This window comes from Brevibacillus antibioticus (assembly GCF_005217615.1).
Classification (GTDB): domain Bacteria; phylum Bacillota; class Bacilli; order Brevibacillales; family Brevibacillaceae; genus Brevibacillus; species Brevibacillus antibioticus.
In genome coordinates, this window is record NZ_SZNK01000001.1 from 5,512,811 (window position 1) to 5,537,862 (window position 25,052).

Annotated in this window: 23 protein-coding genes and 1 other RNA gene; 12 read left to right on the plus strand and 12 right to left on the minus strand. The window is 46.6% G+C overall.

Annotation, left to right across the window (positions count from 1 at the left end):
- The first annotated feature begins 23 nt into the window (after positions 1-23).
- The 4 genes from E8L90_RS26625 (at position 24) to eno (ending at position 4,913) form a co-directional block, all read left to right on the plus strand.
- Positions 24-1,208, plus strand: coding sequence for a phosphoglycerate kinase (locus E8L90_RS26625; RefSeq protein WP_137032211.1), 1,185 nt, complete (start codon positions 24-26; stop codon positions 1,206-1,208).
- 21 nt (positions 1,209-1,229) lie between these two features.
- Complete coding sequence (gene tpiA, locus E8L90_RS26630) at positions 1,230-1,988, plus strand: triose-phosphate isomerase (RefSeq protein ID WP_137032213.1); 759 nt, start codon at positions 1,230-1,232, stop codon at positions 1,986-1,988.
- A 12-nt stretch (positions 1,989-2,000) separates the two neighbouring features.
- Positions 2,001-3,542: a 2,3-bisphosphoglycerate-independent phosphoglycerate mutase gene (gene gpmI, locus E8L90_RS26635; RefSeq protein WP_137032215.1), complete on the plus strand. Its 1,542-nt coding sequence runs from the start codon at positions 2,001-2,003 to the stop codon at positions 3,540-3,542.
- An 84-nt stretch (positions 3,543-3,626) separates the two neighbouring features.
- Positions 3,627-4,913: a phosphopyruvate hydratase gene (eno, locus tag E8L90_RS26640; RefSeq protein WP_007729436.1), complete on the plus strand. Its 1,287-nt coding sequence runs from the start codon at positions 3,627-3,629 to the stop codon at positions 4,911-4,913.
- A gap of 193 nt (positions 4,914-5,106) precedes the next feature.
- Here the strand turns inward: eno and E8L90_RS26645 are convergent, their stop codons facing one another.
- The 3 genes from E8L90_RS26645 to E8L90_RS26660 all read right to left on the minus strand — a co-directional run bounded on the left by E8L90_RS26645 (position 5,107) and on the right by E8L90_RS26660 (position 8,546).
- Entirely contained in the window at positions 5,107-5,934 is an 828-nt protein-coding gene (locus E8L90_RS26645; RefSeq protein ID WP_137032217.1) for an ABC transporter ATP-binding protein, read from the minus strand.
- 567 nt (positions 5,935-6,501) lie between these two features.
- On the minus strand, positions 6,502-7,539 hold the full coding sequence (locus E8L90_RS26655) for a FecCD family ABC transporter permease (RefSeq protein ID WP_137032221.1): 1,038 nt from the start codon (positions 7,537-7,539) through the stop codon (positions 6,502-6,504).
- Positions 7,539-8,546 carry a FecCD family ABC transporter permease gene (locus E8L90_RS26660; RefSeq protein ID WP_137032222.1) on the minus strand — a complete coding sequence of 336 codons (1,008 nt, stop codon included), beginning with the start codon at positions 8,544-8,546 and terminating at the stop codon, positions 7,539-7,541. The genes E8L90_RS26655 and E8L90_RS26660 overlap by 1 nt, the downstream gene beginning before the upstream one ends.
- Before the next feature lie 183 nt (positions 8,547-8,729).
- Here E8L90_RS26660 and E8L90_RS26665 point away from each other — a divergent pair, with 183 nt between their 5' ends.
- On the plus strand, positions 8,730-9,728 hold the full coding sequence (locus E8L90_RS26665) for an ABC transporter substrate-binding protein (RefSeq protein WP_137032224.1): 999 nt from the start codon (positions 8,730-8,732) through the stop codon (positions 9,726-9,728).
- A 41-nt stretch (positions 9,729-9,769) separates the two neighbouring features.
- Here the strand turns inward: E8L90_RS26665 and E8L90_RS26670 are convergent, their stop codons facing one another.
- The 5 genes from E8L90_RS26670 to E8L90_RS26690 form a co-directional block, all read right to left on the minus strand.
- Positions 9,770-11,008, minus strand: a complete 1,239-nt coding sequence (locus E8L90_RS26670) for a YjgB family protein (RefSeq protein WP_137032226.1) — start codon at positions 11,006-11,008, stop codon at positions 9,770-9,772.
- Positions 10,998-11,522 (minus strand): RNA polymerase sigma factor, encoded by a 525-nt coding sequence (locus E8L90_RS26675; RefSeq protein ID WP_137032228.1) that lies wholly within the window; start codon positions 11,520-11,522, stop codon positions 10,998-11,000. The genes E8L90_RS26670 and E8L90_RS26675 overlap by 11 nt, the downstream gene beginning before the upstream one ends.
- A 107-nt stretch (positions 11,523-11,629) precedes the next feature.
- Positions 11,630-12,394, minus strand: coding sequence for an ABC transporter permease (locus tag E8L90_RS26680; RefSeq protein WP_137032230.1), 765 nt, complete (start codon positions 12,392-12,394; stop codon positions 11,630-11,632).
- Positions 12,391-13,143, minus strand: a complete 753-nt coding sequence (locus E8L90_RS26685) for an ABC transporter ATP-binding protein (RefSeq protein ID WP_137032232.1) — start codon at positions 13,141-13,143, stop codon at positions 12,391-12,393. The genes E8L90_RS26680 and E8L90_RS26685 overlap by 4 nt, the downstream gene beginning before the upstream one ends.
- A gap of 82 nt (positions 13,144-13,225) precedes the next feature.
- Entirely contained in the window at positions 13,226-13,621 is a 396-nt protein-coding gene (locus E8L90_RS26690; RefSeq protein WP_007728788.1) for a YqzM family protein, read from the minus strand.
- A gap of 281 nt (positions 13,622-13,902) precedes the next feature.
- Between E8L90_RS26690 and secG the strand changes: the two genes are divergently transcribed.
- From secG to ssrA, 4 genes are all read left to right on the plus strand, one after another.
- A complete protein-coding gene (gene secG / locus E8L90_RS26695) occupies positions 13,903-14,145 on the plus strand; it encodes a preprotein translocase subunit SecG (RefSeq protein WP_137032234.1) in 243 nt (80 codons plus the stop codon).
- A 142-nt stretch (positions 14,146-14,287) separates the two neighbouring features.
- Positions 14,288-16,837 carry a ribonuclease R gene (gene rnr, locus E8L90_RS26700; RefSeq protein ID WP_137032236.1) on the plus strand — a complete coding sequence of 850 codons (2,550 nt, stop codon included), beginning with the start codon at positions 14,288-14,290 and terminating at the stop codon, positions 16,835-16,837.
- A 148-nt stretch (positions 16,838-16,985) separates the two neighbouring features.
- A complete protein-coding gene (gene smpB, locus E8L90_RS26705) occupies positions 16,986-17,459 on the plus strand; it encodes an SsrA-binding protein SmpB (protein WP_106836123.1) in 474 nt (157 codons plus the stop codon).
- A gap of 156 nt (positions 17,460-17,615) precedes the next feature.
- Positions 17,616-17,971, plus strand: a transfer-messenger RNA (tmRNA) gene (ssrA, locus tag E8L90_RS26710).
- A gap of 239 nt (positions 17,972-18,210) precedes the next feature.
- Here the strand turns inward: ssrA and E8L90_RS26715 are convergent.
- On the minus strand, positions 18,211-19,560 hold the full coding sequence (locus tag E8L90_RS26715; protein WP_137032238.1) for a hypothetical protein: 1,350 nt from the start codon (positions 19,558-19,560) through the stop codon (positions 18,211-18,213).
- A gap of 1,100 nt (positions 19,561-20,660) precedes the next feature.
- Between E8L90_RS26715 and E8L90_RS30995 the strand changes: the two genes are divergently transcribed.
- The 3 genes from E8L90_RS30995 to E8L90_RS26730 all read left to right on the plus strand — a co-directional run bounded on the left by E8L90_RS30995 (position 20,661) and on the right by E8L90_RS26730 (position 22,188).
- Positions 20,661-20,894, plus strand: coding sequence for a restriction endonuclease (locus tag E8L90_RS30995; RefSeq protein ID WP_244297393.1), 234 nt, complete (start codon positions 20,661-20,663; stop codon positions 20,892-20,894).
- Positions 20,895-21,085: 191 nt separating this feature from the next.
- Positions 21,086-21,442, plus strand: a complete 357-nt coding sequence (locus tag E8L90_RS26725; RefSeq protein WP_137032240.1) for a hypothetical protein — start codon at positions 21,086-21,088, stop codon at positions 21,440-21,442.
- A gap of 503 nt (positions 21,443-21,945) precedes the next feature.
- A complete protein-coding gene (locus E8L90_RS26730) occupies positions 21,946-22,188 on the plus strand; it encodes a hypothetical protein (protein ID WP_137032242.1) in 243 nt (80 codons plus the stop codon).
- A gap of 149 nt (positions 22,189-22,337) precedes the next feature.
- Here E8L90_RS26730 and E8L90_RS26735 read toward each other — a convergent pair whose 3' ends face one another.
- From E8L90_RS26735 to E8L90_RS26745, 3 genes are all read right to left on the minus strand, one after another.
- Entirely contained in the window at positions 22,338-22,961 is a 624-nt protein-coding gene (locus tag E8L90_RS26735) for a DUF2306 domain-containing protein (protein WP_137032244.1), read from the minus strand.
- Between the two features lie 2 nt (positions 22,962-22,963).
- Entirely contained in the window at positions 22,964-23,374 is a 411-nt protein-coding gene (locus E8L90_RS31270) for a DUF6220 domain-containing protein (protein ID WP_137033624.1), read from the minus strand.
- 176 nt (positions 23,375-23,550) lie between these two features.
- Positions 23,551-25,029 carry a hypothetical protein gene (locus E8L90_RS26745; protein ID WP_244297396.1) on the minus strand — a complete coding sequence of 493 codons (1,479 nt, stop codon included), beginning with the start codon at positions 25,027-25,029 and terminating at the stop codon, positions 23,551-23,553.
- Between the last annotated feature and the right edge of the window lie 23 nt (positions 25,030-25,052).

The following is a 25,052-nucleotide window of genomic DNA, read 5'->3' on the forward strand; positions in this document are numbered from 1 at the left end:
CCAATGATTTGGGAGGATCGTTCATGAACAAGAAATCTATCCGCGATGTTGAGCTGGCAGGTAAGCGCGTATTCTGCCGCGTCGACTTTAACGTGCCGATGCAGGACGGGGTAATCACCGACGATACACGAATTCGTGCTGCTGTACCAACCATCCGTTTCATGGTGGAGGCAGGGGCCAAAGTAATCCTGGCGAGCCATTTTGGGCGTCCTAAAGGCCAAGTAGTGGAAGAGATGCGTCTTACTCCTGTCGCAGCCCATCTGTCCTCGCTCTTGGGCAAGAACGTGCGTAAGCTGGAGGATTGCCATGGTGCTGACGTAGAAGCGGCAGTAGAACGGATGGAGTCTGGCGACGTCATCCTGTTGGAAAACGTGCGCTTCCATGCGGGAGAAGAAAAGAACGATCCAGAACTGGCAAAAAGCTTTGCGGCCTTGGCTGATCTGTTTGTGAATGATGCATTCGGGACAGCTCACCGGGCACATGCTTCTACAGCGGGAATCGCTGAATACATACCAGCAGTTGCAGGCTTGCTGATGGAAAAGGAAATTCGCTTCATGGGCGGAGCCTTGTCCAATCCGCAGCGTCCGTTTACAGCGATTGTCGGCGGTGCAAAAGTAAAGGATAAGATTGCTGTCATTGAAAACTTGTTGACCAAAGTCGATCACCTGATCATCGGCGGCGGTATGGCGAATACATTCCTCAAAGCACAAGGTTATGGCATTGGTGCTTCTCTGTGTGAAGACGACAAGCTCGACCTCGCACGTACGTTGATGGATCAGGCAAAAGAGCGCGGCGTACAATTGCTGATGCCAGTTGATGTTGTGGTAGCTGACCGTTTTGCGGCAGATGCAGAAAAGCAAGTCGTGGCAATCGATGCAATTCCAGAGGGCTGGATGGCACTCGATATCGGGCCAAAAACAGTGGAACAGTACCACAGCGTCATTGTAGATTCGAAAACGGTTGTATGGAACGGTCCCATGGGCGTATTTGAAATGGATGCTTTTGCGGGTGGCACGATTGGTGTAGCCAAGGCGATGGCAGCATGCAGTGGTACGACCATTATCGGTGGTGGTGACTCCGTAGCGGCTGTGGAAAAAGCAGGCGTAGCCGAGCAGATGACACACATTTCTACAGGCGGCGGAGCGTCCCTGGAATTCATGGAAGGCAAGGAACTGCCAGGCGTAGCTGTGTTGGCAGATAACGAATAAGAGCAAAGAGGGGGAGCTTGCATGCGAACACCAATTATCGCGGGGAACTGGAAGATGTTCAAGACGATGGCCGAGGCAAGAGCGTTTGCCCAGGAAGCAAAGGCAGGCAATCATACTTCTGGAGTACAAAAAGTCATTTGCGCACCTTTTACAGCGTTGGCTGCACTTAAGGAAGAGCTGGCGGGCACGGATATTGCCATCGGCGCGCAAAACATGCATTTTGAAGAGCAAGGTGCTTATACAGGTGAAATCAGCGCATCCATGCTGAAAGAAATCGGTGTGGAGTACGTGGTTCTTGGTCACTCCGAGCGCCGTCAATATTTCAATGAAACAGATGAGACCGTGAACAAAAAGGTTGTAGCCGCATTAGCAGCAGGTCTCGTACCGATTGTATGCGTAGGCGAGAGTTTGGAGCAGCGGGAAGCGGGCGAGACAGCTGACGTAGTCCGTACCCAGACAGAAGGTGCCTTTGCTGGAGTGAACGCTGCACAAGTGGCGGATACCGTTATTGCATACGAGCCGATCTGGGCGATTGGCACAGGCAAGTCTTCCACGGCAGAGGATGCGAATGAAACGATTGCTATTATTCGCAGTGTAATCGGTGAACGCTTCGGACAGGCGACAGCCGAGAAAGTGCGCATTCAATACGGCGGAAGCGTAAAGCCGGAAAACATCGCAAGCTACATGGCACAGCCGGATATCGACGGAGCATTGGTCGGTGGAGCGAGTCTCGTAGCGGACAGCTACTTGCAGCTTGTGGCAGGAGCTACGTCGCGATAGGAGGAGAAAGCAATGGCACAAAGACCAAAACCGGTTGCCCTTTTGATTGTGGATGGTTTTGCTCTGCGGAACGAGACGCATGGAAACGCAGTAGCACAAGCCAACAAGCCGAATTTTGATCGTTACTGGAACCAATACCCGCACGCGACACTAGAGGCAAGTGGGCTGGCTGTTGGGCTGCCAGAAGGACAGATGGGGAACTCCGAAGTAGGCCATCTCAATATCGGGGCAGGGCGTGTCGTTTATCAAGATTTGACGCGCATTACCAAGTCGATTCAAGAAGGCGCTTTTTTTGAGAACGAAACATTGATCGCTGCTTTCCAGCACGCGAAGCAAAACGGCAAGCAGCTCCATCTGTTCGGGCTTTTGTCCGATGGGGGTGTGCACAGTCACATTGACCACCTATTTGCGATGCTCGAGTTGGCGAAAAAGCAGGACTTTGCGGATGTGTTCATCCACGGTTTCCTCGATGGCCGCGATGTATCGCCTGACAGTGCAGTGGGTTATATCGAACAGCTACAAGCCAAAATCGCAGAGATCGGCGTTGGCCGTATTGCTACCGTACAAGGTCGCTACTATGCGATGGATCGTGACAAACGCTGGGATCGCGTAGAGAAGGCGTATCGTGCCATGGTGTATGCAGATGCTCCGGCTTATCGTGATCCGGTTCAGGCGGTAAAGGAATCCTACGAAAAGTCCATTATGGATGAGTTTGTCATGCCAACCGTGATTCTCGATGAAGAAGGAAAACCAGTAACGACCGTTCAAAGCGGCGATTCGGTTATTTTTTATAATTTCCGCCCGGATCGTGCGATTCAAATGTCACAGGCATTCACGAATGAAGATTTCCGTGGCTTTGACCGCGGAGATGAGCGCCCACGCGATCTACATTTTGTGTGCCTGACGCATTTTTCCGAGACGGTTAACGGGTATGTTGCTTACAAGCCTTCCAATCTGGATAACACGTTGGGAGAGGTGCTTTCCCAGCACGACTTGAAGCAGCTGCGCATTGCCGAGACGGAGAAATATCCGCATGTGACGTTCTTCTTCAGTGGCGGGCGTGAGCAAGAGTTTCCAGGTGAGAAACGCATCCTGATTCCTTCGCCCAAAGTGGCAACGTACGATTTGCAGCCGGAAATGAGTGCACCAGAGCTGACAGACGCTGTTGTCGCTGAAATCGAGGCAGACAATTTTGACGCGATCATACTGAACTTTGCCAACTGCGACATGGTTGGTCATTCCGGTATGATGGAGCCTACGATCAAAGCAGTTGAGACAGTCGATGCATGCTTGGGCCGAGTCGTGGATGCGATCGTAGCAAAAGGCGGAGTAGCCGTTATCACCGCTGACCACGGCAACGCGGATTTGATGCTGGATGAAGCGGGTCGTCCGATTACTTCACACAGTACATATCCGGTGCCTGTAATCGTGACCAAAGACGGGGCTGCTCTGCGCGAAGACGGTATTTTGGCCGACTTGTCGCCAACGCTTTTAGAGCTTTTGGGGGTAGCGCAACCGGTTGAAATGACAGGCAAATCGTTACTTGCAAAATAGGCTTTACTGGGACACACTGTAAGGGTAGCTTGGTGTTTATCGAAATAGATTGTAAGTGCACATGAAAAAGGAGATGGACGAGAAATGGCAATGATTACTGACATTTATGCACGCGAAATTATGGACTCCCGCGGTAATCCAACTGTGGAAGTAGAAGTGTATCTCGAAGATGGCTCGATGGGCCGTGCAGATGTTCCATCTGGAGCGTCTACAGGTGCGTATGAAGCAGTTGAGCTTCGCGACGGTGACAAATCCCGTTACTTGGGTAAAGGCGTACTGAAAGCCGTAGAAAACGTGAATGAAATCATTGCTCCTGAACTGATCGGCATGGATGCCTTGGATCAAGTCGGCATCGATATGGCGATGATTCAGCTCGACGGCACGCCAAACAAAGCCAAACTGGGCGCAAACGCAATTCTCGGCGTGTCCATGGCAGTAGCACGTGCAGCTGCAGATTCTCTTGGCGTTCCTCTCTACAACTACCTCGGTGGCTTCAACGCGAGAATGTTGCCAGTTCCTATGATGAACATCCTGAACGGTGGTAAGCACGCAGATAACACCGTAGACATTCAGGAATTCATGGTCATGCCAGTAGGTGCTACTTCCTTCAAGGAAGCGTTGCGTACAGGTGCGGAAATTTTCCACTCCCTGAAAAAAGTATTGGGTGAAAAAGGCCTGAGCACAGCAGTAGGGGATGAGGGCGGTTTCGCTCCAAACCTGAAATCCAACGAAGAAGCCATCACAACCATTTTGGATGCGATCAAGGCAGCAGGCTATGAGCCAGGCAAAGACGTGTTCCTCGCGCTGGACGTAGCAGCGACAGAAATGTTCAAAGACGGCAAATACCACTTCGAAGGCGAAGGCGTTGTGAAAACAACAGAAGAAATGATCGCGTTCTACGAAGATCTGGTAAACAAATACCCAATCATCTCCATCGAAGACGGTCTGTCTGAAGACGACTGGGATGGCTGGAAAGCGCTGACTGACAAACTGGGCAGCAAAGTTCAGCTGGTAGGTGACGACTTGTTCGTAACCAACACCGAGCGTCTGGCTCGCGGAATTGAGACCTCTACAGGTAACTCCATTCTGGTAAAAGTAAACCAAATCGGTACGCTGACAGAAACATTCGAAGCAATCGAAATGGCGAAGCTGGCTGGCTATACTGCGGTGATTTCCCACCGTTCCGGTGAAACCGAAGACTCCACGATCTCTGATATCGCAGTGGCTACAAATGCAGGTCAAATCAAGACTGGTGCGCCTTCCCGCACAGACCGCGTAGCGAAGTACAACCAATTGCTGCGTATTGAAGACGAACTCGCTGATACAGCTCGTTTTGGCGGTCGTTCTGCTTTCTACAACCTGAAGAAGTAAGCTAGTATGATTGATAGATAAAAAAGAGCGCGCGGCAGTCCAGGACGTAATAAAGTCCGGGATTGCCGCTGTTTTTTTATAGGATGGAAGAAACATGCCACTGGAAGCCTCCATTCGTTGAGCGTTCAAGTTTTTGCATACAAAAAAAGACTGCCCATACCACTCGATGGACAGTCTTTTTGTTGTTTGGTGCTTATGACATGGCGAATGCTTTTCGTTCGGTCTGCACAGTGCCTAGGCGGCTTTTACTGTACGGGATGCACATAGGAGTTCCGTACAGCGGGTCTTGCGTAATTTGGCAATCCATATCGAAAACCGTTCGGACAAGGTCGGTCGTCAGCACTTCGTTCGGAGCCCCTTCTGCCACGACGGTCTGATTGTGAACAGCAACGATATGATGGGCATAGCGGCAAGCGAGATTCAAATCGTGGAGAACCATGACGATGGTGCGTTGTTCCGTTTGATTCAGTTCAAACAACAGGTCCAAAATCTCAATCTGATGCGACATATCCAAATAAGTCGTAGGCTCATCTAGCAAAATGGTTTCGGTACCTTGGGCGAGCGTCATTGCGATCCAAGCGCGTTGACGTTGTCCGCCAGAGAGACTGTCGACCGCGCGGTTAGCCATTTCCGTGAGTTGAGTAGCTGCTAATGCTTTGTTGACCATCTGCTCGTCTTCTTCTGACCATTGCTGTAGCCAGTTTTGATAAGGATAGCGTCCTTGTTTGACCAATTGCAGAATCGTCAATCCTTCTGGCGCAGATGGCCCTTGAGGAAGGATGGCAAGACGTTTAGCTACCTCTTTGGTAGAGCGTTTCGCGATCGATTCTCCTTCAAGCAGGATGGCCCCTTCCTTTGGTTTGAGTAAACGTGCTAGAGAGCGCAGTAATGTCGATTTGCCACTGCCATTACTGCCAATGAAAACGGTGATTTTTCCACGCGGGATGTTTAAATCTAACGCTTCAATGATGTTGCGTTCTCCGTACGATAACGTAAGCCGTTGGGTTTCCAAAGCTTGCATATGGGTTGGACTCCTTTCAACGTATAGGAAGTTAAAAAATATATTCAGGCAGCATGTGGCTATGGTGGGGAGAAGAATATTTCCAGTCTAGGCTCAGTGCTCCGTCCCGCTGAGGGTTGGGACTGTCCGCTCCGAAGGGATTCGCGGGGAAACGCAAAAGTGGTAGCCGCTACGTAGTTCGGGCACGGTTGCGTTTCTTTTGCCCGCGAATCCCTTCTCCGCTCGGTAGGACTCCACAAGTCGCTACGTCTGGAAATATTCTTCTCTAGCGTTACTGAGCACATTCTTCAATCTTTTAAAGGCTTTTTAAAATTCGTTTAACACGAAAGCTCGTAGAGGAAACAGGAGAAATAAGCGAAGATCTTTGGTACACCGACCGAGACGGAATGCAAAAAGCGAAACACGCTCTTAAGCGTCCACCTCTGAATAACATCCCTGAACCTCTACTTTGGACGCGGTTTCGCTTTTTGCATGGAGTCGGGCAGTCCATCCCTCAGCGGGTGGGACAAGAAGCTGAGCGTTTTCTCCTGTTTCCTCCCCACCACCACAGCCGGACAAAGCTCTTTACTAGCGATTTCGATTTTTATACAGCAAGTAGATGAAAAACGGAGCGCCGATGGCAGAGGTGAATACCCCTACAGGCACTTCGATTGGTGAAAAAGCCATGCGGGCAATCAAATCCGCAAGCAATACGATAATGGCACCCAAGAACGCCGAGAGTGTCATGGCACCGCCAAAGGACGGACCAATCAGTTGCTTGGCAATGTGTGGGGCCAGCAAAGCCACAAAGCTGATATCTCCTCCAACAGAGACGGCTGTTCCCGTCAAAGCTGCGCAAATCATGAGCAGGAGAAAGCGATCCATTTGCAAGGAACTGCCGAGACTCGTCGCCAGATCATCGCCGAGCTGTTGAAGGTTCACACGTCTTGCAAGCAAGCTGGCTACGAGAATCAGTCCAATGACCCACGGCAAAATCATGAATACGTCGTTCCAGTCAACGCCGTAGATGCTTCCAGTCAGCCAGAGCAATGCCTTATTTTGTAGCAAAAACGGACTAAACATGATTAACATGGTGACGATGGCACCCGCAGCGATTTTAATTCCAACACCGATCATGACGAGACGAAGCGGCGTGACGCCTTTTTTCCAAGAGAGGGCGTACAGCAGGAATGTCGTCAGTGTTGCCCCCAAAAAAGCAATGGGAGGAAGCCACTTGATGCTCGCTGTTTCAAAAAGAATCAAGAAGCCGACTGCAAAAACAGAGGCTCCACCCGATACCCCAAGAATATCCGGGGAAGCCAACGGATTGCGGACGAGGCCCTGCATGATGGCACCAGCTACTGCTAGTGCGGCACCTACCAGAATAGCAATGACGATACGCGGCAGGCGAAATTGCTCCACAATCAAAGCATTTTCTTCTGAACCGATTCCCAACAAAACTTTTACCACATCGAGCGGGGCGATTTTCATTTCACCCATTCCGAGACTGACAACTGCTATGGCGATGACGATCAGCAAGGCGAGTAGCGAAAACCAGATCGTCTTTTTATGTAGCTGAAACGATGAAAAGCGCTTGCCGATGCGAAGAGACAGGTAGTCTTTCATTATTTATCCAGCCCCTTGCGTGCGACATAGATGAAGAACGGAATTCCGATCAGGGCTGTCATTACTCCAATAGGAACTTCAGCAGGCATTGCGATAAAGCGAGCACCGATATCTGCTAACAGCAGCAGGACGGAGCCAAACAGACCGCTGTACAAAAGCACCCAGCGAGTATCGATTCCGACGAGATAGCGGGCCAGATGCGGAGTGACCAATCCGACAAAACCAATAGGTCCAGCCACAGCAACCGCGCAACCGGATAAGAGAACAATGACGATTCCTACGCTTAATTTGACCAATAAGGTGCGTTGTCCGAGACCTTTTGCTACGTCATCACCCATCAACAACGTTTGAATCGGGCGTGCGAGGACAAATGCAGCGATCCAGGCAATGATCATATAAGGAAAGACAGTGGCTAAATACTCTAGCTTTCTGCCTCCGACTGACCCTGCCAGCCAGAAAAGCACCTCGTCTGTGGCTTTTTCATTTAGGACCATCATGCCGTGTCGGATCGAGGAAGCCAAAGCGGTGATAGCTGCACCCGCTAGAACCAACTTCACAGGCGAAAGCCCATCTCTGCCGAATGAACCGAGCAAGTAGACGATCAAACCTGCTACAGCGGCTCCTATAAAGGAAATCCACGTAAACTGGGTCAAGGAGCTGATCCCGACAAATGTAACGGCGAACACAACAAAAAGAGAAGCACCTGCATTAAGACCGAACAGTTCAACGTCTGCAACAGGGTTTCTCGTCAAGGATTGGAGCAGAGTTCCGGCCAAGCCGAGGCAAAAACCGACCGTAAGCGCATTGAGCACGCGCGGTACTCGCACTTCTTTAATGACGATGTGTTCATTGGAGCCGTTGAAATTCGTGTAGGCATCAATCGCAGTTTGCCAACTCGTGTCAATGACGCCAAAGATGAGGCTGGCATAACTGAGGTAAGACAGGAGGAAAAGGGCGAATACCACTCCCAGAATTTTACGAAAGTTGCTAGCTAAAAAAGAATTCATGATGGCTACATCCTTATTTCTTAGATGGTTTCATAGTTAAGTGTAGAGCTACATAAAGGAAGTGTCAATGACGTTGATAGTCATTATCACTTTATGATTGACTTTTGACAAGCAGGGGAGTAGGATAGACTCTGTCATTGATATGAATTCTCATTATGGAAAAGGGAAAGGGGTCCTTTCATCATGTTTTCTCGTACATATCGGACCGCAGGCGGTAAAGCTTTCTTTGCTGTCTTAATGGCGACCTTGTTGGTTGTTACCGGTTGCGGTACTCCACAAGCAAGTGAACAAAAGCCGGCAGAACAAAAGCCTGCTGATCAAGCAACTGGTTCCGGCCAAAGCTACACAGTGAAACACGCGATGGGCGAAACAACCATCAAAGGTACACCAGAACGCATCGTCATGTTGACCAACCAAGGTACTGAAACTCTGATGGCTCTCGGTGTGAAGCCAGTAGGGGCTGTAGGTTCGACTGTTGATCCTACTCAATTCTACGATTTCACCAAGTCTTTCCTTGAGGGGACAAAATCCGTAGGTACAGAAGGTCAACCTAACCTGGAAGCAATCGCGGCATTGAAACCTGACCTGATTCTGGGTATGAAATTCCGTCATGAAAAAATTTATCAACAATTGACTGCAATTGCTCCAACGGTATTCGTTAACGAGCCACGCGGCGACTGGAAGGCAAACTTCTCCTTGTTCGCGGAAGCAGTAAACAAAAAGGCTGAGGGAGAAAAAGTCCTCGCTGATTGGAACAAGCGCGTTGAAGACTTCAAAGCAAAAGCGGGCGACAAGCTGAACACAAAAGTATCTGTTGTACGCTTTATGCCTGGTAAAGTTCGCATCTACTATAAAGACACCTTCACTGGTGCTATCTTCAAAGACCTTGGCCTGGCTCGTCCAGCTTCCCAAGACAAAGACGATTTCGCAGCAGAAGTAACCAAAGAGCGCATTCCAGAAATGGATGGCGACATCATGTTCTACTTCACGTACGAAACAGGCAAAGGCGAGGCTTCCAAGCTGGAGCAAGAGTGGACGAACGATCCTCTCTGGAAAAATCTGAACGTCGTGAAAGCGGGCAAAGCATACAAAGTGGATGACACCATCTGGAATACTTCCGGTGGCGTAATCGCAGCCAATAAAGTACTGGATGAGCTGGAAGGCTACATCATCGGTAAATAATGAGAAAAGACGGGACTGATGCTCCCGTCTTTTTTGTGTGGTTACCCCGCCATGTTGTTGAATGTTCCTCGTGGGTAGTAAATGTTTACGTGATCAATGTAGAGGCTGTTTGGATCATTGGTCATGATGCCTGAGAAAATGAATTTCAATTCATAATCAGGGGTTACCTTGTAGGTGTAGATGGTTTGGCCGCCCGTTGTGGCTTTACTTGTTGGCTCCCCAAGTGTTTCACGGACCTCGGCAAGTGTGATTGCTTGCAAGCGTGGATCATAGGAACGAATATCAACGATCTGCATTCCTTTGTTAAAGGCAAAGACTAGATTGAGATCCCGGTACGTATTGTACGTGATGCCATTGATGAAGGAGACGACATCCGGTTTGCCCAGCTGTTTTTCTGCGTCATCGAATACATCCTTTTCTAAACGATACTGACTGCCAAAGATTTGGCCTTTCCCCGCGAGATCACGCACGCTTTGCAACAACTCGGCATTGTTCGCATACAGCATGAGATTTTTGTTTCCTTGCGGGTAATACAGCTGGTATTCAACAAGAACCAGGTCTTTCTTGTCCGTGCTTTTTGTACCTTGGAAGATCAGTTTGACCTGATATTTGCTCGTCACATCGTAGGTATAAATCGTATGATCCCCAAATTCACTGATACGGTTCGGTTTTCCCCAGCTCTTTTCGACAGCAGACAGGCTGATTTGCTGCAAGCGAGAATCTATCCTGTGCATGTCTACGAGCTGCATGCCTTTGTTGTAGCCAAACACGACTTCTTTTTTCGGGTAGGCGGAATAGCTCAGTCCATTTGCTGTGTAGGTTTTCTCAGGCTTTCCCCAGCCCTTTTCTATATCATCTATCGTTTTTTCCAGAACGAATGGAAGGGAGATGCCCCTGCCTTCTTGAGCATTTGAGCGAATTTGTGACAAGAGCTTTTCAGACTGCGGAATAGGCTTTGTTGTTACGCTGTTGCTTTGACCTGGTCCCGGAGAAGCGGTAGGGGAGCCAGGAGCAACAGGCGCAACGGTATCTGGCATTGTACTCTGCGGTTGATTCGTAAGGAGTGAGGCTCCCAGCCAGACGGTCACAGCAAGTACCGAGCAGAGGGCCAATCCCTTGCCAAGCGCAGAGAAACCACGAAAAGAAGCAGTCCCCCCAGATTTGCTCACATTTGTTTGGCGAATAGCAGAAACGATCTCGTGCTTATGTTCTCCGCTCATTTTCATATCCGGCATCCCCTTCAATTTATCTAGTAAGTCATGGTCTGAATTAGATCGCATCGCCAATCATCTCCTTTTTCTCACGCTCAAGTATTTCCCTGACGGCTTTCATGGCACGGTGCAATGTTACGTTGACTTTGTTTTCGGACCACCCCAGTATTTCAGCGGTCTCCTTGGAGGACAGTCCTTTGACTCCGCGCAAAATGAGTACCTCCCGAAAAGCTGGTTTTACGTTACGGATTGCATGGTAAAGTGCTTGCTGCTCCTCATGTACGTGCAGAATTTCTTCCGGTGTTTTTTCTTCCGTCTCTACATTCGCCAGCCATTTATCTGGTAGCCAATTACGAAGACGTTGCTTTCGTTTATGATCAATGGCGGTATTCCTGGCGATCGTCAATAGCCAAGTTTTCGGTTGTGATCTGCCTTCGAATGCGTCGAGAGACCGAAGCGCTTTTAAAAAGACATCCTGAACGAGGTCTTCTACATCGCGGGTTCCTGTGTAGTAAATAAGAAATTTGTAAATATCATCGCCATAGCGCAGGAACCATTGCTCCATTAAAACGTTTTTGTCCATAGCTGAACCACCTTTTGTACGTTCTCCTTGTAATTTGACGACTCAGGGTGCATTTCATTACAAAAACAAAAAAACTGCCGGAAGAAAAGATCCGACAGTGTGTTCATTTAAGAGTGGAGCATGGAATCCCGCGTAAACCAGAGCTGATAGCAGAGTATGCTGATCAGAACCGCCGAAATGGCAGCAGAGGAGCTGAAGCTGAGCATAATGAGGATTTGGTAGCGCACGGCCTCGATGGGACTGGCACCTGCGACGATCATGCCGGTCATCATCCCTGGCAATTGGACGAGTCCGATTGTTTTCATCGTGTCAAAGGTAGGGATCATGCTCGCTTTGACAGCGCGCTTCAACACCACATGTACAGCTTGGCGTGTAGTGGCTCCCAGACAAAGCAATGTTTCGATTTCCCCACGAGACGCTTCTACTTCTCTGTTCATATGCGTGAGAAAAAGGCTCGTGACGATCATGGAGCTGCCAATTATCATGCCGCTCATCGGGATGATGTACTGCGGTGTAGGAGAGACAAGCCCGAGTATAACCAACAGTCCCATGGTGATGACCTCTGTTATCGCAAGGGAAAGGGAGATCCGCCAAAAGATCCCCGGTAATTGCTTCGCTCTGCTGGCAGCGTTCCACGAAGCGACCAAGATCATCATGAGAATGATCAATAATATAAACCAGACACTGTCGGCAGCAAAGACAAAATGCAGGACGTAGCCGATCGCAAGCAATTGAACGGTAGAGCGGATGGTGCCAATCAAAATGTCTTTTTCCAAACCGAGCTTCTGCCAAACAGAGAGCAGGAGGGCAATGAAAACAAAGGCATAGGCAAAGAGTAGCCATATGTATGAACCCGTAAACGTATGTGTCATCGCTGCACCTCACTCAGGGCAGCATGGATATTTCCATCCTGTAAAAATTCACGAGCCTCCACGGATTGGGGCGAGTGGAAAAACGTTTCACATTCCGTGTCCTCTGCGAGCTGGTGATTGGCCATAAACCAAATGCGCTTGCAAGCGACTCGCGCTTCTTCTAAATCATGTGTGACCCAAATTAAGGTCGTGCCAGTTTGGTGGTGCAAATCGACGAGGAGCCGCTCAGCCGCCTGCTTGCTTTTTGTATCGAGTGAAGCGGTGACCTCATCCAGCAGCAGGACAGGTGGCTGAAGCAACAGGCTGCGAACGAGAGCGAGTCGTTGCTTTTCGCCGCCGGACAGTTGAGTGGCTGGTTTTGACCAATCGATCTCTTCCATATATAACTGCTCCATCAAGTCTGAGGCTAGCTTCTTATCAAAAGGACGCTGATGCAGGGTACTTACTGTTCGCAGGTTATCTTCGACGGTGCCCGGCAGCATAACAGCCTGTTGTGCCACGTAACTGATTTTCATGCGCCAAGCTTTTGCGTCCCACGATGACATTTCTTTCTTCTCTAAAAAAATCGTACCAGCGTCAGGTGGTAGAAGACGACCCAAAATACGGAGCAAGGTGCTTTTTCCTTGGCCTGATTTTCCCAGAATTCCAATAATCGTAGGCTCTTTAATACAGGCGTTTAGGTCACGGAACAACCATGTACTCGTGGGAGAGTGGAGTTGTTTCCCCAAAGCTTCGATCTTGATAGTCATTTGTAAAAGCCTCCCCATTAACGCGGAAAACACCGAAGAGGACGAGTCTTCGGTGTTTCTTTCTTACAGGCTATCTATGTACTTATTTTTTCTCCGACAGCCACTGTGAAACCGCTTGAATTTCTGGTTGTTTCTTCAGCATTCCAGGAGGCATGCCGCCTTTACCGTCTTTGATGATTTTAGCAATGTCGTCAGCGCTAAGCGTTGCTCCAATTTTCGTCAGGTTTGGACCTGCAATGCCTTCAAGATTTTGACCGTGACAGGAAGCGCAATTTTGTTTGAATACAGCAGCAGCGTCAATTTGTGCAGTTGGTGCGCCGCCACCATTGGCTTCTTCGCCATGTTTTGGTGGGAAAATGATTGATCCTACAAGTGCAATGAGAAAAACAAGAAACAAGATACCAAACGAAGTGAAAAAGGCCTTCGCGGAATCAATTACATCGTTTTGATTCATGTCTTTTTTGTTGGACCCAGCCATCTGACAAAGACCTCCCAAAGCAAATTATAAAGTTTCATGGTAATTTTACGGCAAAAGTTTGACAATATCAAGGAGACTACCAAACAAGACAAAGAAAGTACACAATTTACCATTTTTTCGTAAAAACACGTTGCCCTTAGTCTACCTTATAACAGTCAATATTATTTGAGAGAATTTCTCTTTTAATGGAGAGGATAGCGGGTTGCTGTTACCAGACAAGTGTGATAAAGTTGTTGTATTGGTTTTTTCCGCCTTGGAAATACGTTTTGAGGTGAATGAAAATGGCATTGGCTGCGAAAATTTTACTTGTGATCGCAAGTATTGGCTTAATTATCGTCGTGTTGCTGCAATCGGGAAAAAGTGCCGGCCTTTCCGGAGCGATTGGTGGCGGCGCAGAGCAACTGATGGGCAAACAAAAAGCCCGCGGGATTGACGCATTTTTAGGAAAACTGACCGTTGTATTTGCGGTTAGCTTCATGATTTTTGCGATTTTGCTCGGGTATTTCTTGAAATCAGGAGCGTAATAGACGAACGGCCGAAAGACAGCGAGTGCATCTTGCTGTCTTTTTCTCTATTCCGATTGCGATATGCAGGAACGGTGAATACTACATAATAGGATGGTCATGGAGAAACGCGGGAATGCCACGCGAAAAAGGAGGTTTGTGAATGGAAGATCAAGAAAAAATACTCGCATTTATGCGAGAGCAAGCATACCACCCGATGACGGTGAGGGAACTGGAAGAAGCATTTGGAATTAAGGATTCTGCCACGTTCAAGGAGCTTGTCAAAACGCTGAATGCACTGGAAGCGAGCGGAGAGGTGATCCGCACCAGAGCGAATCGGTATGGCGTGCCTGAAAAAATGAATCTGGTACGCGGACGTCTGCAAAGCCATCCGAAGGGCTTCGGATTTGTGATCCCGGAGACACCTGACTCGGATGACGTATATGTACATGCGAATGATATGAATGGAGCGCTCCATGGCGATACGGTTTTTGTCCGCGTGGAAAAAGAAGCGGGCGGCAATCGTCTGGAGGGGCAGATCATCCGCATTGTCGAGCGCGGAATCAAGCAGGTCGTAGGGACATTTAAGGATGAGAGGCATTATGCGTTTGTGATCCCCGACGAAAAGCGAATCGGCAAAGATATTTTCATCCCGAAAGACTCCTTCAACGGAGCAGTAGATGGTCACAAGGTAGTCGTGAACATCGTTCGCTATCCAGAGGGGCGTGTGAATCCAGAGGGTGAAGTCGTCGAGATTCTCGGACATAAGAACGATCCGGGCGTCGATATTCTGTCGATCATCCGCAAGTTTAATTTGCCTGAGGCTTTTCCAGAGGACGTATTAGCTGAGGCTGACGCTGCACCAGATGAGATATCCGAGGAAGAGATCAAAGGTCGTCGTGACTTGCGTGATCGGATGATGGTCACCATTGATGGAGCAGATGCCAAAGACTTGGATGATGCTGTGTCTCTTGAGAAGCTGCCAAACGGAAACGTAAGACTCGGCGTGCATATCGCTGACGTCAGCTACTATGTTCGTGAAAAGTCTCAGTTGGACAATGAGGCGTATCGTCGCGGTACCAGTGTTTACTTGGTTGACCGTGTCATTCCGATGCTGCCACATCGCTTGTCCAACGGCATATGCAGTCTCAATCCGCAGGTGGATCGCTTGACGATTTCTTGTGATATGGAAATGGATGCAGGCGGGAACACCGTTAAGTACGATATATTTTTGAGCGTGATTCGTACAGATGAGCGCATGACGTATGCAGATGTACGCAGTATTTTGGATGACAAGGACGAGGCTTTGATTGAGAAGTACAGCAAACTCGTCCCGATGTTCGAGGATATGAAAGAGCTGGCCTTGAAGCTGCGTAAAAAACGTATGCAGCGCGGCGCCATTGACTTTGATTTCCGCGAAGCGAAAATTTACGTCGATGAAGAGGGAACCCCTACGGAAATCGGCTTCCGTACGAGATCGATTGCGGAGCAGATCATCGAGGAGTTCATGCTGGCTGCCAACGAAACAGTGGCGGAGCATTTCCACTGGATGAAGCAGCCGTTCATGTACCGGATTCACGAAGACCCGAACGCTGAAAAGCTCATGGCCTTCATGGAGTTCATCACGAATTTTGGCTACTCGATCCGCGGGAAGGGCAATTCTGTTCATCCACGAGCATTGCAGCAGCTGCTGAAAGAGGTAAAAGGAACGCCAGAAGAAATTATTATCAGCACGGTCATGCTGCGTTCGATGAAGCAAGCGCGCTACGACGCGGAAAGTCTGGGGCATTACGGTTTATCTACGGAGTTTTATACCCATTTTACTTCGCCGATTCGCCGTTATCCCGACCTGATTGTTCATCGTCGTATTCGCGAATGGATCGAGCTGGGGAATCAACTATCAGAAAAACGTCTGGGGTACTGGGCAGAGCAAATGCCAGTAATCGCAGAGCATGCGTCACAGCGTGAACGGTTGGCTGTCGATGCTGAGCGTGAAACAGACGATCTGAAAAAAGCGGAATTCATGCTTGAGCGAGTGGGAGAAGAATTCGAAGGCGTCATCTCCAGCGTCACTTCGTTTGGGATTTTCGTCGAGCTGCCTAATACCATTGAAGGCTTGGTGCACGTAAGCTTTTTGACCGACGACTACTATCATTACCATGAGAAAATGTTTGCGATGGTCGGTGAGCGCACAGGCAAGCAATACCGGATCGGAGATGTCGTCGAGGTACGTGTAGCGAATGTCAACGTGGATGAACGCACCATCGACTTTGAAGTCGTCGGGATGCCAAAGGCTGGCTTCCGCGGCAGCCGTGAGCGTGCGCCTCGCGTCATAGATGGTCGAGGTGGGGATCGTAAGCCGACACGCGGCAAGCAACAAGATCGTTCACGCGCAGGCCGTCCAGATCGTACTGGTCGTCCAGATCGACCAGATCGTACTGGTCGTCCAGATCGACCAGATCGTCAAAAGGATAAAAAGCATCCGGCGGAAATCCGTCAGAAATACAAGGATCGTCGCAAAGCGGAAGGGAACAAACCTCCTCGTCGTGCTGGATCGGGCAAAGCATCGAGCGGTGAAGAAGTGCTGCCAATCGGTACAGGAGAAGGGGATACCCCAGCGAAACGCCAGAAGGGATTCTGGGAAGATCTCGTCAAGTCCAAGAAAAAGAACCGCAAAAATGTAGCCAGTCAGGTAAAACGGAAACGCCGTTAAACAGGTGTTTAAACCCCGAAAAGTACGCGGCGCGATCCGTTTCCCTTTTCGGGGTTGGCTATTTACCGGGTAAATGACTTGCCACAATGGGCAAAATTTGCTAGACTAACTGGTACGAAACGCAGTACGTACAAGTGAGGTGATCTCCATGTCAAAAGAGAAGGCCGGAACCAAAACAATCGCCCAAAACCGAAAAGCGCGCCACGATTACCACATCGAGCAAGTATACGAGGCAGGCATTGAGCTGACCGGTACGGAGATCAAGTCCGTGCGTGCAGCGCGTGTCCAGCTCAAGGACAGCTTCGCCCGTGTGCAGAATGGCGAATTGCTTCTGTACAATGTGCACATCAGTCCGTACGAGCAGGGGAATCGCTTTAACCATGAGCCAGAGCGGACTCGCAAGCTGCTGATGCGCCGCTTGGAAATCCTCAAGCTCAATGGTCTGATTCGCGAAAGAGGCTACTCGTTGGTCCCGCTCAGCATTTATTTGAAGGGCGGCTGGGCCAAGGTCGAGCTCGCACTTGTCAAAGGGAAAAAGAACTACGACAAGCGCGAAGACCTCAAGAAAAAAGAGTCTACGCGTGATATCGAGCGTGCTCTGCGCGAACGCCAAAAAGGTTGATTGGATTGCACTGGCAGGCTTGGCAGCAATCAACGTTGAGTTTTGGTTGTCGCCTGTGCTATATTTAATAAGCAACAACAAGCCAATACACCATTAATTAATACAGTCTAGGTGTGGATTTAATGGCTCTTCACCTAGACTTTTTCTAACCTACCTGGGGGCGTTCTGGATTCGACGGGGATGGTAGAGCATGAGAAGCGAGCCGGGGGGCTGCGGACCTCGTCAACAACGCGGAACGCCATTAACTGGCAACAAACAACTTTCTCTCGCTGCTTAATAACCAGTGAGGCGCTACCATTCCATCGCCCATGTGGCATGACTAGCGCTCAACTTTAGTGGGATACGCCGGAGGTCTCCGTCTGGGGCCAAAGGAAGAAGATCAATCAGGCTAGGTAACGGGTCAGCGCGTCACTCCGCGAATCCGGTACCGAAATTTAAATGAGTGACTGCGCTCGGAGATGCTCATGTATCGCTGTTTTCGGACGGGGGTTCGAATCCCCCCGCCTCCACCAAATACATATCAATGATGTCACCTGAAAAGGTGACTTTTTTGTTTTTGCCGGAGGATAGTCGCTTATGATGTATATTGACTATCGCAACGGATGTGAGAGATGAAACAGCTTTTATTGAATTTGGCTCTATAGGGACACCAGCACTATGTCATAATCGAGATGAAGATATGCATAAAAACTTGTTAATGCCAAAACTATAACCAGGCGAGAAATAGGCGGGATATTTCCTACCTGAATGTTTATTCTTTTCCAGTGAATGTTCGTATTCCTCGTCCGATCTTATCTGACTCGATGTGTAGCATGTTTTCTAGAACTACGAAATACCTATACAAAGTAAAGATAAGCTCAAACCCTTCAATAATGCTTTCCTCCAACATATATTTTTTGAAAAACTCTCGCTCTTCTTGAATGATTTTACTGTTATTTTGCTCTGGTACGTCAGTGTCAAAGGCGTTTGAATATTTCTCTGGAACCTTTACCAATTCCTCGAAGCCATTTTTAGTAAAAAGTAGACGATCTAATTTTTCAATCCTTGAAAATAAAAATTTGACTGATGCAATATTTAATTCGTACTTGTATCTCGAAAACCATCGAGATATTTCCTTATTATCAGGTGAATTTATGTTTTCAATTTCTTCCGTGAATTGTTCTATTTCAGCTATATCTTTAAACTGGAAATATTCTGATTCCTGATAACTCCACCTATACCATAGATGCTCTGAATAGCCTACTTTTGAGGTGTCAGGAAACCTCTTGTACGTCCAGTAGTCAACTAACATATCGTAACAATCGATCGCATACTCTAAATTTTCCGATCCTTTAAGGATAATCTCAATAGCATAGTGCGAAAGTTTACGATGCAGTAGGATAACTTCTTCAAGTTTTTTTCGATTTGCTTGTGCTACTGCACGGCGAACAATTCCTTGACGACTTATGAAATACCAGAGGAAAATAATAAGCACAAGTACGACGAGAGCCGAAAGCTTTGTGAAATTATCCCAAATAAAATTGACCCTTTGATTCCATATGTTAAAAACAGTATTTTGAATTGTACTGAACATTGAATTGTTGAAAGTGAGTAGGGTTAGAATTCCCGCTAGAATTGAAGCTTTACCTAAAATAAATGAAAACATAATCTTAAACAGATCTAAAGGTGTAGGACTAACAACATAATCTATCATCTCTGCACGATTTTTGCTTGATCCTCCGAAATAAAAAGCAATTCTCATATAATGGCGAAGTTTGGCGAATCCATATTTGAACCGAATCAATCTAATTAAAAGCCATTTTTTCTTTATCCATAGATGGGAGAACTTGTTGTAAAAAGTTCTTACTTGAATATGAAGGCGATACCAAAGCAAATCCCATACAAACGCAAGTAGTACAATTTCAATCCAATAAATTGCTAATAACCCATACCAGCGTGTTGACCATTCCCATTGGTGATTCCAAGTTTCTATTGATCGCCCAATCTCAAAAAGTGTACGAGATTTATAAAGCCAAAATAAGCCGATTATGGTAGCTAGGAAAAAGATCCACTCAATTATTAACGATTTGTTTTTCCATAGAGATCCTACCCTTTTGTTCATTTAAACACTCCTTTTTAAACCTTACTTGGTTCAGATAAACAAAATGTAAATGTTTTGTCTGGGACTGGATTACGGCATGGTGAAGAAATGTACAGATTAATTAAATAATTCGTGGGTAACATGATAAGGTATACCTGTACCAAAGGGTGAATTTGTAACTTGGGGATAAATTCTAAAAACGTCAAGAATATACCTCTATTTCCACTTAACATGGGTCAAAAACGATGCTTTTAATAGAATACCATTTGTCATCATGCCGCTAAAGAGTATACATTCTATCAGAATGTATTGGAACAAATCATAATAATGTAGTGAATTATTAGATATGGCGAAAGAGATGATGGAGAAGATCAAGAGTAATATGCTTAACTCAGGTGGCGTAGATAATGTTGGTGCATGCGAATCAGATCCTGGGTTAGTTCTGCAATATTTCAGATTAGTCAAGAAGACGTGGTGACTTTCAATTGAAGCTACTGTGAGATCAGATTAACAATGGTCAATCTGAAAGGTATGGATGCATATGATCCATGCCATTTTTGTGCTCAAATTTGCCATAGAAAAGATTAGATCGTCCCTCAATTGTTACAAGATAGTATTAATAGAGAGAGAATTCGCCAAATTGATTACATGTTTACTAAAATTTAGGTAAGATTGTACCGATGGGCTTGCTACTTATGGGTCATCTCTTATGAGGGGATGATAAGCAGTTTCACAATCAGGAGGACTTTCATAGATAGAACCTATTATGCGGAAGGGCGGTAAATTGCATTTCTTGTTCCGCGGGTTATTCGTTATGCTGACTGTACTATTGTCCTTTTATAGCACACCCGGATTACACTGGGGCTTCTTCTTTCTGTTCATGGGTGCAGGCGTACTTCTAGCAGAGAGAATGGGAAACATATGGACGCGTTACAGTAGGAAAGTAAATCGGACAACCAAGTCTACTGTGATTAAGAAGATAAAAGGTCCCTCGGATACAGTAACACCACAGAAACAACGTAGAACCAGGGATGACGGAATTATGAGTGCTGATATAGAAAGACTGTCTTACAGATTTCCAACAATTGATGGAGTTCTAATATCGCGATCAAGGGTACTCTGTGAAACGTATCGGTGGCTCAGGCGACCATGAAGTCGATCTAATTCTGAAAGAAAAAGAAGGGTATAAAATTGCAGTTCAGTGCAAGCGCTGGAAACGAAGCGTTGGTAACGATATTGTGCTTAGACTCAAAACGGGTAAACAAGTACATGGTTGTTATGATGCCTGGATTATCACAACCAATCATTTTACGAAGGAGGCCCAAGGGCTGCAGAACGACTTAATATACGATTGATCAACGGAGTAGCCGTCCGCGATATTATAACCCGATGGAGAAAACAGCAAGTGAAATCAAGAAGATGATCATGTGGGGGGAGGACATACGAGAAGTGATAGTTAGGGGCGAAAGAATGTCTAGTATGCAGTGCACTTTTGTAAAAATACTCGGGTGAAAACAAAAGTGGACACATGGAGGGAGGTAGAAATATGAAAGAAGTATTAAAGGATAGTGAATTGAGAATTAAAGAACTTACGGTAAACAATCAAATTTGGTTTGAAGAATTTCTTTCAAACATAAAGAATGGAAGTAGTCGCATCCAGTATCGTTCTGTGATTTTAAACTATTTAGAGGCAAAAAGAGATTGTGATGCAACTGAATATGGTATTGAAGAGATGACGGAATATTTGGCTTCACGATTAGATGAAACTAGTCCCAAAAACTACAACAAGTCTGTTTCATATACTAAAAAGTTTTATGAGTTTCTTAATGAAAAAGGGTTTCCTGTACGAGGGTATTTAGAACAGTTGAAGCATTTACTTATTCCACCAAGTGAAATTAAATAAAGTGACAAGAGTATACTATCAGTTCCGTTAACCATTGAAGAATTGATAACGATAAGACGGGGTGTTGCATGAGCGAAACGAGTATGTAAAGTCGTTCACATTTGAAATGTCTTACTTGCATGGATTACGGCTCGACGAGTTGGTAGAGTGCCTTAACTATAATGCTCATGATCGCACTTTTACAATTAAAAGTAGAGAAGAACCGATCAAGGTTAGTGACAAAATCCATAAACTAATAACTAACAATAAAAGATTCCTTGAAGACAAACAGAAATCCGCCTTCCAGTACCATCTTGAAAAAATCGGAAACATGATCGGGCGCCCACTAAAATGGAATGATATCAAGGCTACACGTGAGAAGTTTTTCATCCCTTGTGTATCATGTGGACGAACCTATGAAAACACACCGCAGAATTGGTCTATGATTCAGTACGAAGATGATATGTAGATCAGACAAAATGGATTGTATGTTTTTCCTGCGAGAATAAGGAGAAGCAAACTAAATGAGAAAACAGACGATATACAATCTTGAGGAAGCCCTCCCTTTGTTCCTATATAATGGTGCTGGATCTTTGATAATAAAAGAATCTCCGGAGACAGTGGAAGCGGTTTTAGATAACCATACTTCATTGATTCACCAACAGGGTCAACTAGCCATTGCCGAATCCAAGGGCGTACAAAAGTATTTGCTGATCAAGACACTGGAAAAAAGCAAACGCAGTCTGCATCGGAACTCTTACTTCTAGGTCACTTTCCTAATTCGGTTTCTGATTCCTGGAGGGAAAGCCGTGTCTGACGAATAACGATCTACAAAAAGGACTGTCCCGATTCAACTATCGAGATAGTCCTTCTTTGCGCTACCACTTCAACGCTCATGTGGCTTAATGAAGCCAACCTATTTCTTCAATATAACCCACTCCACAATAACAAAATTAAGAATAAGCCCAGCCCAAATGTTTACATTCAATACGTCTCTAATAACGGTTTCCATACCATGCGGAAGAGAAAAACCGTGTAGTATAAAGTACAGAAGTAGTAATACTGGCACCAACAGACGCGCGCTTACGGCAACCAATGTCATTCCAAAACTGCGGATCATCCATTTGCGGTGTTCCTCATATTGCCTGTTGATGGCGGTACGATACCCTTTCCAGCAAGTGAACAGCCAAGCAAAAGATAAGATCAGGAAGCTTATTGCCTTCATGAAATTTTCTGCATAAAAGATACTAGCTAAAGAGAGGAGTCCGCTGATAAACACGCTGTACACATAAATCCGCCCAAGAAAACGATGTATCCTTGGGTTCTTCAGACGAATTCGGTCGACAAACTGGAAAAAGCCAGTGAGAAGAGCAATGAAAGCAGACACGATATGAGCAACTAATAAAGGATATTGAAGAGAACCGGAAATAATGGTTATGCGACTGTTTGCAGGATCGAATGTTAAATAGGGAGCCATGAATGGAACGATAACCACTAGAGATACAAGAAATAACGCCCACCAAATTTTAGGGAGTTTCATGCCTACTTCCCCCCTAAAGGATGAGCATGTTTTACGGTGGTAAGAGATCCCCAGAAGAGAAACAAGGCAATGACCGGGTGAAGTGCAGGGAGGATTCCTAAGTGAGAGGAGTAAATAACGGTAAGGAACTGCGCAACGATCATGAGGTACAATCCGAGACAAATCCACCGAAGATGTACGGGCAGCTTTCCAAGGAAAGAGAGAACCAACATGCCGACAGGTAGTAGTGCAAAATATTGAGCCAAGGTTCTATGCATTCCCCAATGTTCTCCGTTGACGAACAGCCCAAGACCCGCCAGTGATACCTGAACAATAATGAAAGCAAAAAACCCCCAGGCGAGGACAATAAACATGTACCTCAATATTTTCACACGAGGAGGGGGAAGGGGAATCTTCTCATTCTTCTCAAGCATCAAAAACCGCTCCCATCTGGATAAATTGTCTTACCCCCATCCTAAACGCAAGTTCAAAACAAACCCTAAACGATTTCTAAAAAAAGGATAAAATCTGAATGACATAGCGGCATATGTATCCGTTACATAAAAAAACAAAGACCAACATTCGCCGGTCTTTGACTCATCATCAGCTATTAATTGGGCTCTAACACAAAGTAATAAGGTTTGGAGAGAAGATTGTTCAAATGATCGCGTACTTCCACGTGAGGCAATCGGTTTAATGCTTCGCTAATTTCTCGTTTCATGTCCGCGTATTGGCTCTCATGCTGCTCTGTCGGGCCCTCTTTTTGTTTCTCCTCGTGAATGACTCTAGCTAAACGATTTGCGATCTGAAATAGCTCTTGATTGGTCTCACCGTAACTAGGTTCATTCGCGTTTGCCAAATAACCGCGCATTTCTGCCAACCGAGACAGGGTATCACGCAAGTTCCATACTTGAATATTCTTTTCCCTTGTTTGCGAGCATATCTCATCGAACGGATTTTTTGATAACAAATCCTCTAATGTCCCCCATGAATCTGGTCGCATAGATTCTTCAAGTTTTTGCAAACAGTACGCATTAGGGGAGAGTAACTCTACCACTTCACGAAACGCTGGAATCGAGTTTCGTTGATAGCTTTTGATTCCCCACAAGCTATGTACCTGCAATGCCGTAGCAAAAGCCTTGCAGTGAGTATCGAGCTCTTCTAATCGTTCCTCATCGAGCTTATGATTAGCAAGAATCCTCGCTTTTACCTCATTATCAGGGATGTTCTCATTCGCTTCGCCTAATTGCATGTTTCTTTTGATGTAAGTACGAACCGTATCTTTTGGTATCGAATGGTCCTCTTGAGCACCAAGAATCCCAAAGCGATAAGAGATAAATTCCTCGAATCCTTTACTACCTCCAAATCCATCATCGATGGCATGCAAATCTGGTTGGACTTTCATCATTTCAGCGAGCACCTGCTCCTCAAGTCCGTAAATGCATGCTTCGATATGTGTCCAGTAGCTTCTACATTCGTCTACGCTCCCTAGTACACGTTGATAGACGTCATGGAAGAAGAGGATATGAGCAATTTCATGGAAGTAATTTTGAAAAGGAAACTTGATGTGCGTTCCCTCCAAATACGATCCTGCATTTTGATAGATCCGTCCATGCTCTGGTCGGAATAATGTGGGTAGCGTCGAATGTAAATCTAAGTATAATCCAATGCCTTCATTGTAACTATGTGCCCAAACAGCTAAGTAGGTTGGGCTTAACAACAAAGCGATGGAGTGATTGGTAATTTGAACAGGCAGGTTGAAATAGCCGCCGTTTATTTGAGGCTGTAAGCTTAACCAGGTCATCCCAACTGCTAGAGCCTGGTATAAAGGAAATTCACCATCCGCAGATGCTTCTCTACAATAACGTTGAAATTGAAGAATCGTGCTAACAATTTCATGGCTCTTAAAACCATAGCTACTCTCAAATCGCTCAAGTCCCTCAATGAAATCCTCTGGTGTTACCGTTAAAAATACGTTAATTCCATCCACCCAAAGATCGGAACCGATCTCTGATTCTAGCCATGTGTCTGCATCCTCGGCAAGTTCTCTCAACTGATGGTATCTTTCCAACAAAACCGCTTGGTTCATAATCTGCACCGTCCCGTCATGTT

Bases quoted from the DNA above. Each gene is read 5' to 3' on its own strand.
- tpiA (WP_137032213.1), top strand. From the start codon at position 1,230: ATGCGAACACCAATTATCGCGGGGAACTGGAAGATGTTCAAGACGATG.
- E8L90_RS26675 (WP_137032228.1), bottom strand. From the start codon at position 11,522: ATGGACAAAAACGTTTTAATGGAGCAATGGTTCCTGCGCTATGGCGAT.
- E8L90_RS26660 (WP_137032222.1), bottom strand. From the start codon at position 8,546: ATGAATTCTTTTTTAGCTAGCAACTTTCGTAAAATTCTGGGAGTGGTA.
- E8L90_RS26725 (WP_137032240.1), top strand. From the start codon at position 21,086: ATGAAAGAAGTATTAAAGGATAGTGAATTGAGAATTAAAGAACTTACG.
- E8L90_RS26690 (WP_007728788.1), bottom strand. From the start codon at position 13,621: ATGGCTGGGTCCAACAAAAAAGACATGAATCAAAACGATGTAATTGAT.
- E8L90_RS26655 (WP_137032221.1), bottom strand. From the start codon at position 7,539: ATGAAAGACTACCTGTCTCTTCGCATCGGCAAGCGCTTTTCATCGTTT.
- secG (WP_137032234.1), top strand. From the start codon at position 13,903: ATGGCATTGGCTGCGAAAATTTTACTTGTGATCGCAAGTATTGGCTTA.
- E8L90_RS26730 (WP_137032242.1), top strand. From the start codon at position 21,946: ATGAGAAAACAGACGATATACAATCTTGAGGAAGCCCTCCCTTTGTTC.
- E8L90_RS26735 (WP_137032244.1), bottom strand. From the start codon at position 22,961: ATGAAACTCCCTAAAATTTGGTGGGCGTTATTTCTTGTATCTCTAGTG.
- E8L90_RS26625 (WP_137032211.1), top strand. From the start codon at position 24: ATGAACAAGAAATCTATCCGCGATGTTGAGCTGGCAGGTAAGCGCGTA.
- rnr (WP_137032236.1), top strand. From the start codon at position 14,288: ATGGAAGATCAAGAAAAAATACTCGCATTTATGCGAGAGCAAGCATAC.
- E8L90_RS26645 (WP_137032217.1), bottom strand. From the start codon at position 5,934: ATGCAAGCTTTGGAAACCCAACGGCTTACGTTATCGTACGGAGAACGC.
- gpmI (WP_137032215.1), top strand. From the start codon at position 2,001: ATGGCACAAAGACCAAAACCGGTTGCCCTTTTGATTGTGGATGGTTTT.
- eno (WP_007729436.1), top strand. From the start codon at position 3,627: ATGGCAATGATTACTGACATTTATGCACGCGAAATTATGGACTCCCGC.
- E8L90_RS26670 (WP_137032226.1), bottom strand. From the start codon at position 11,008: ATGCGATCTAATTCAGACCATGACTTACTAGATAAATTGAAGGGGATG.
- E8L90_RS31270 (WP_137033624.1), bottom strand. From the start codon at position 23,374: ATGCTTGAGAAGAATGAGAAGATTCCCCTTCCCCCTCCTCGTGTGAAA.
- E8L90_RS26680 (WP_137032230.1), bottom strand. From the start codon at position 12,394: ATGACACATACGTTTACGGGTTCATACATATGGCTACTCTTTGCCTAT.
- smpB (WP_106836123.1), top strand. From the start codon at position 16,986: ATGTCAAAAGAGAAGGCCGGAACCAAAACAATCGCCCAAAACCGAAAA.
- E8L90_RS26665 (WP_137032224.1), top strand. From the start codon at position 8,730: ATGTTTTCTCGTACATATCGGACCGCAGGCGGTAAAGCTTTCTTTGCT.
- E8L90_RS26745 (WP_244297396.1), bottom strand. From the start codon at position 25,029: ATGAACCAAGCGGTTTTGTTGGAAAGATACCATCAGTTGAGAGAACTT.
- E8L90_RS26685 (WP_137032232.1), bottom strand. From the start codon at position 13,143: ATGACTATCAAGATCGAAGCTTTGGGGAAACAACTCCACTCTCCCACG.
- E8L90_RS26715 (WP_137032238.1), bottom strand. From the start codon at position 19,560: ATGAACAAAAGGGTAGGATCTCTATGGAAAAACAAATCGTTAATAATT.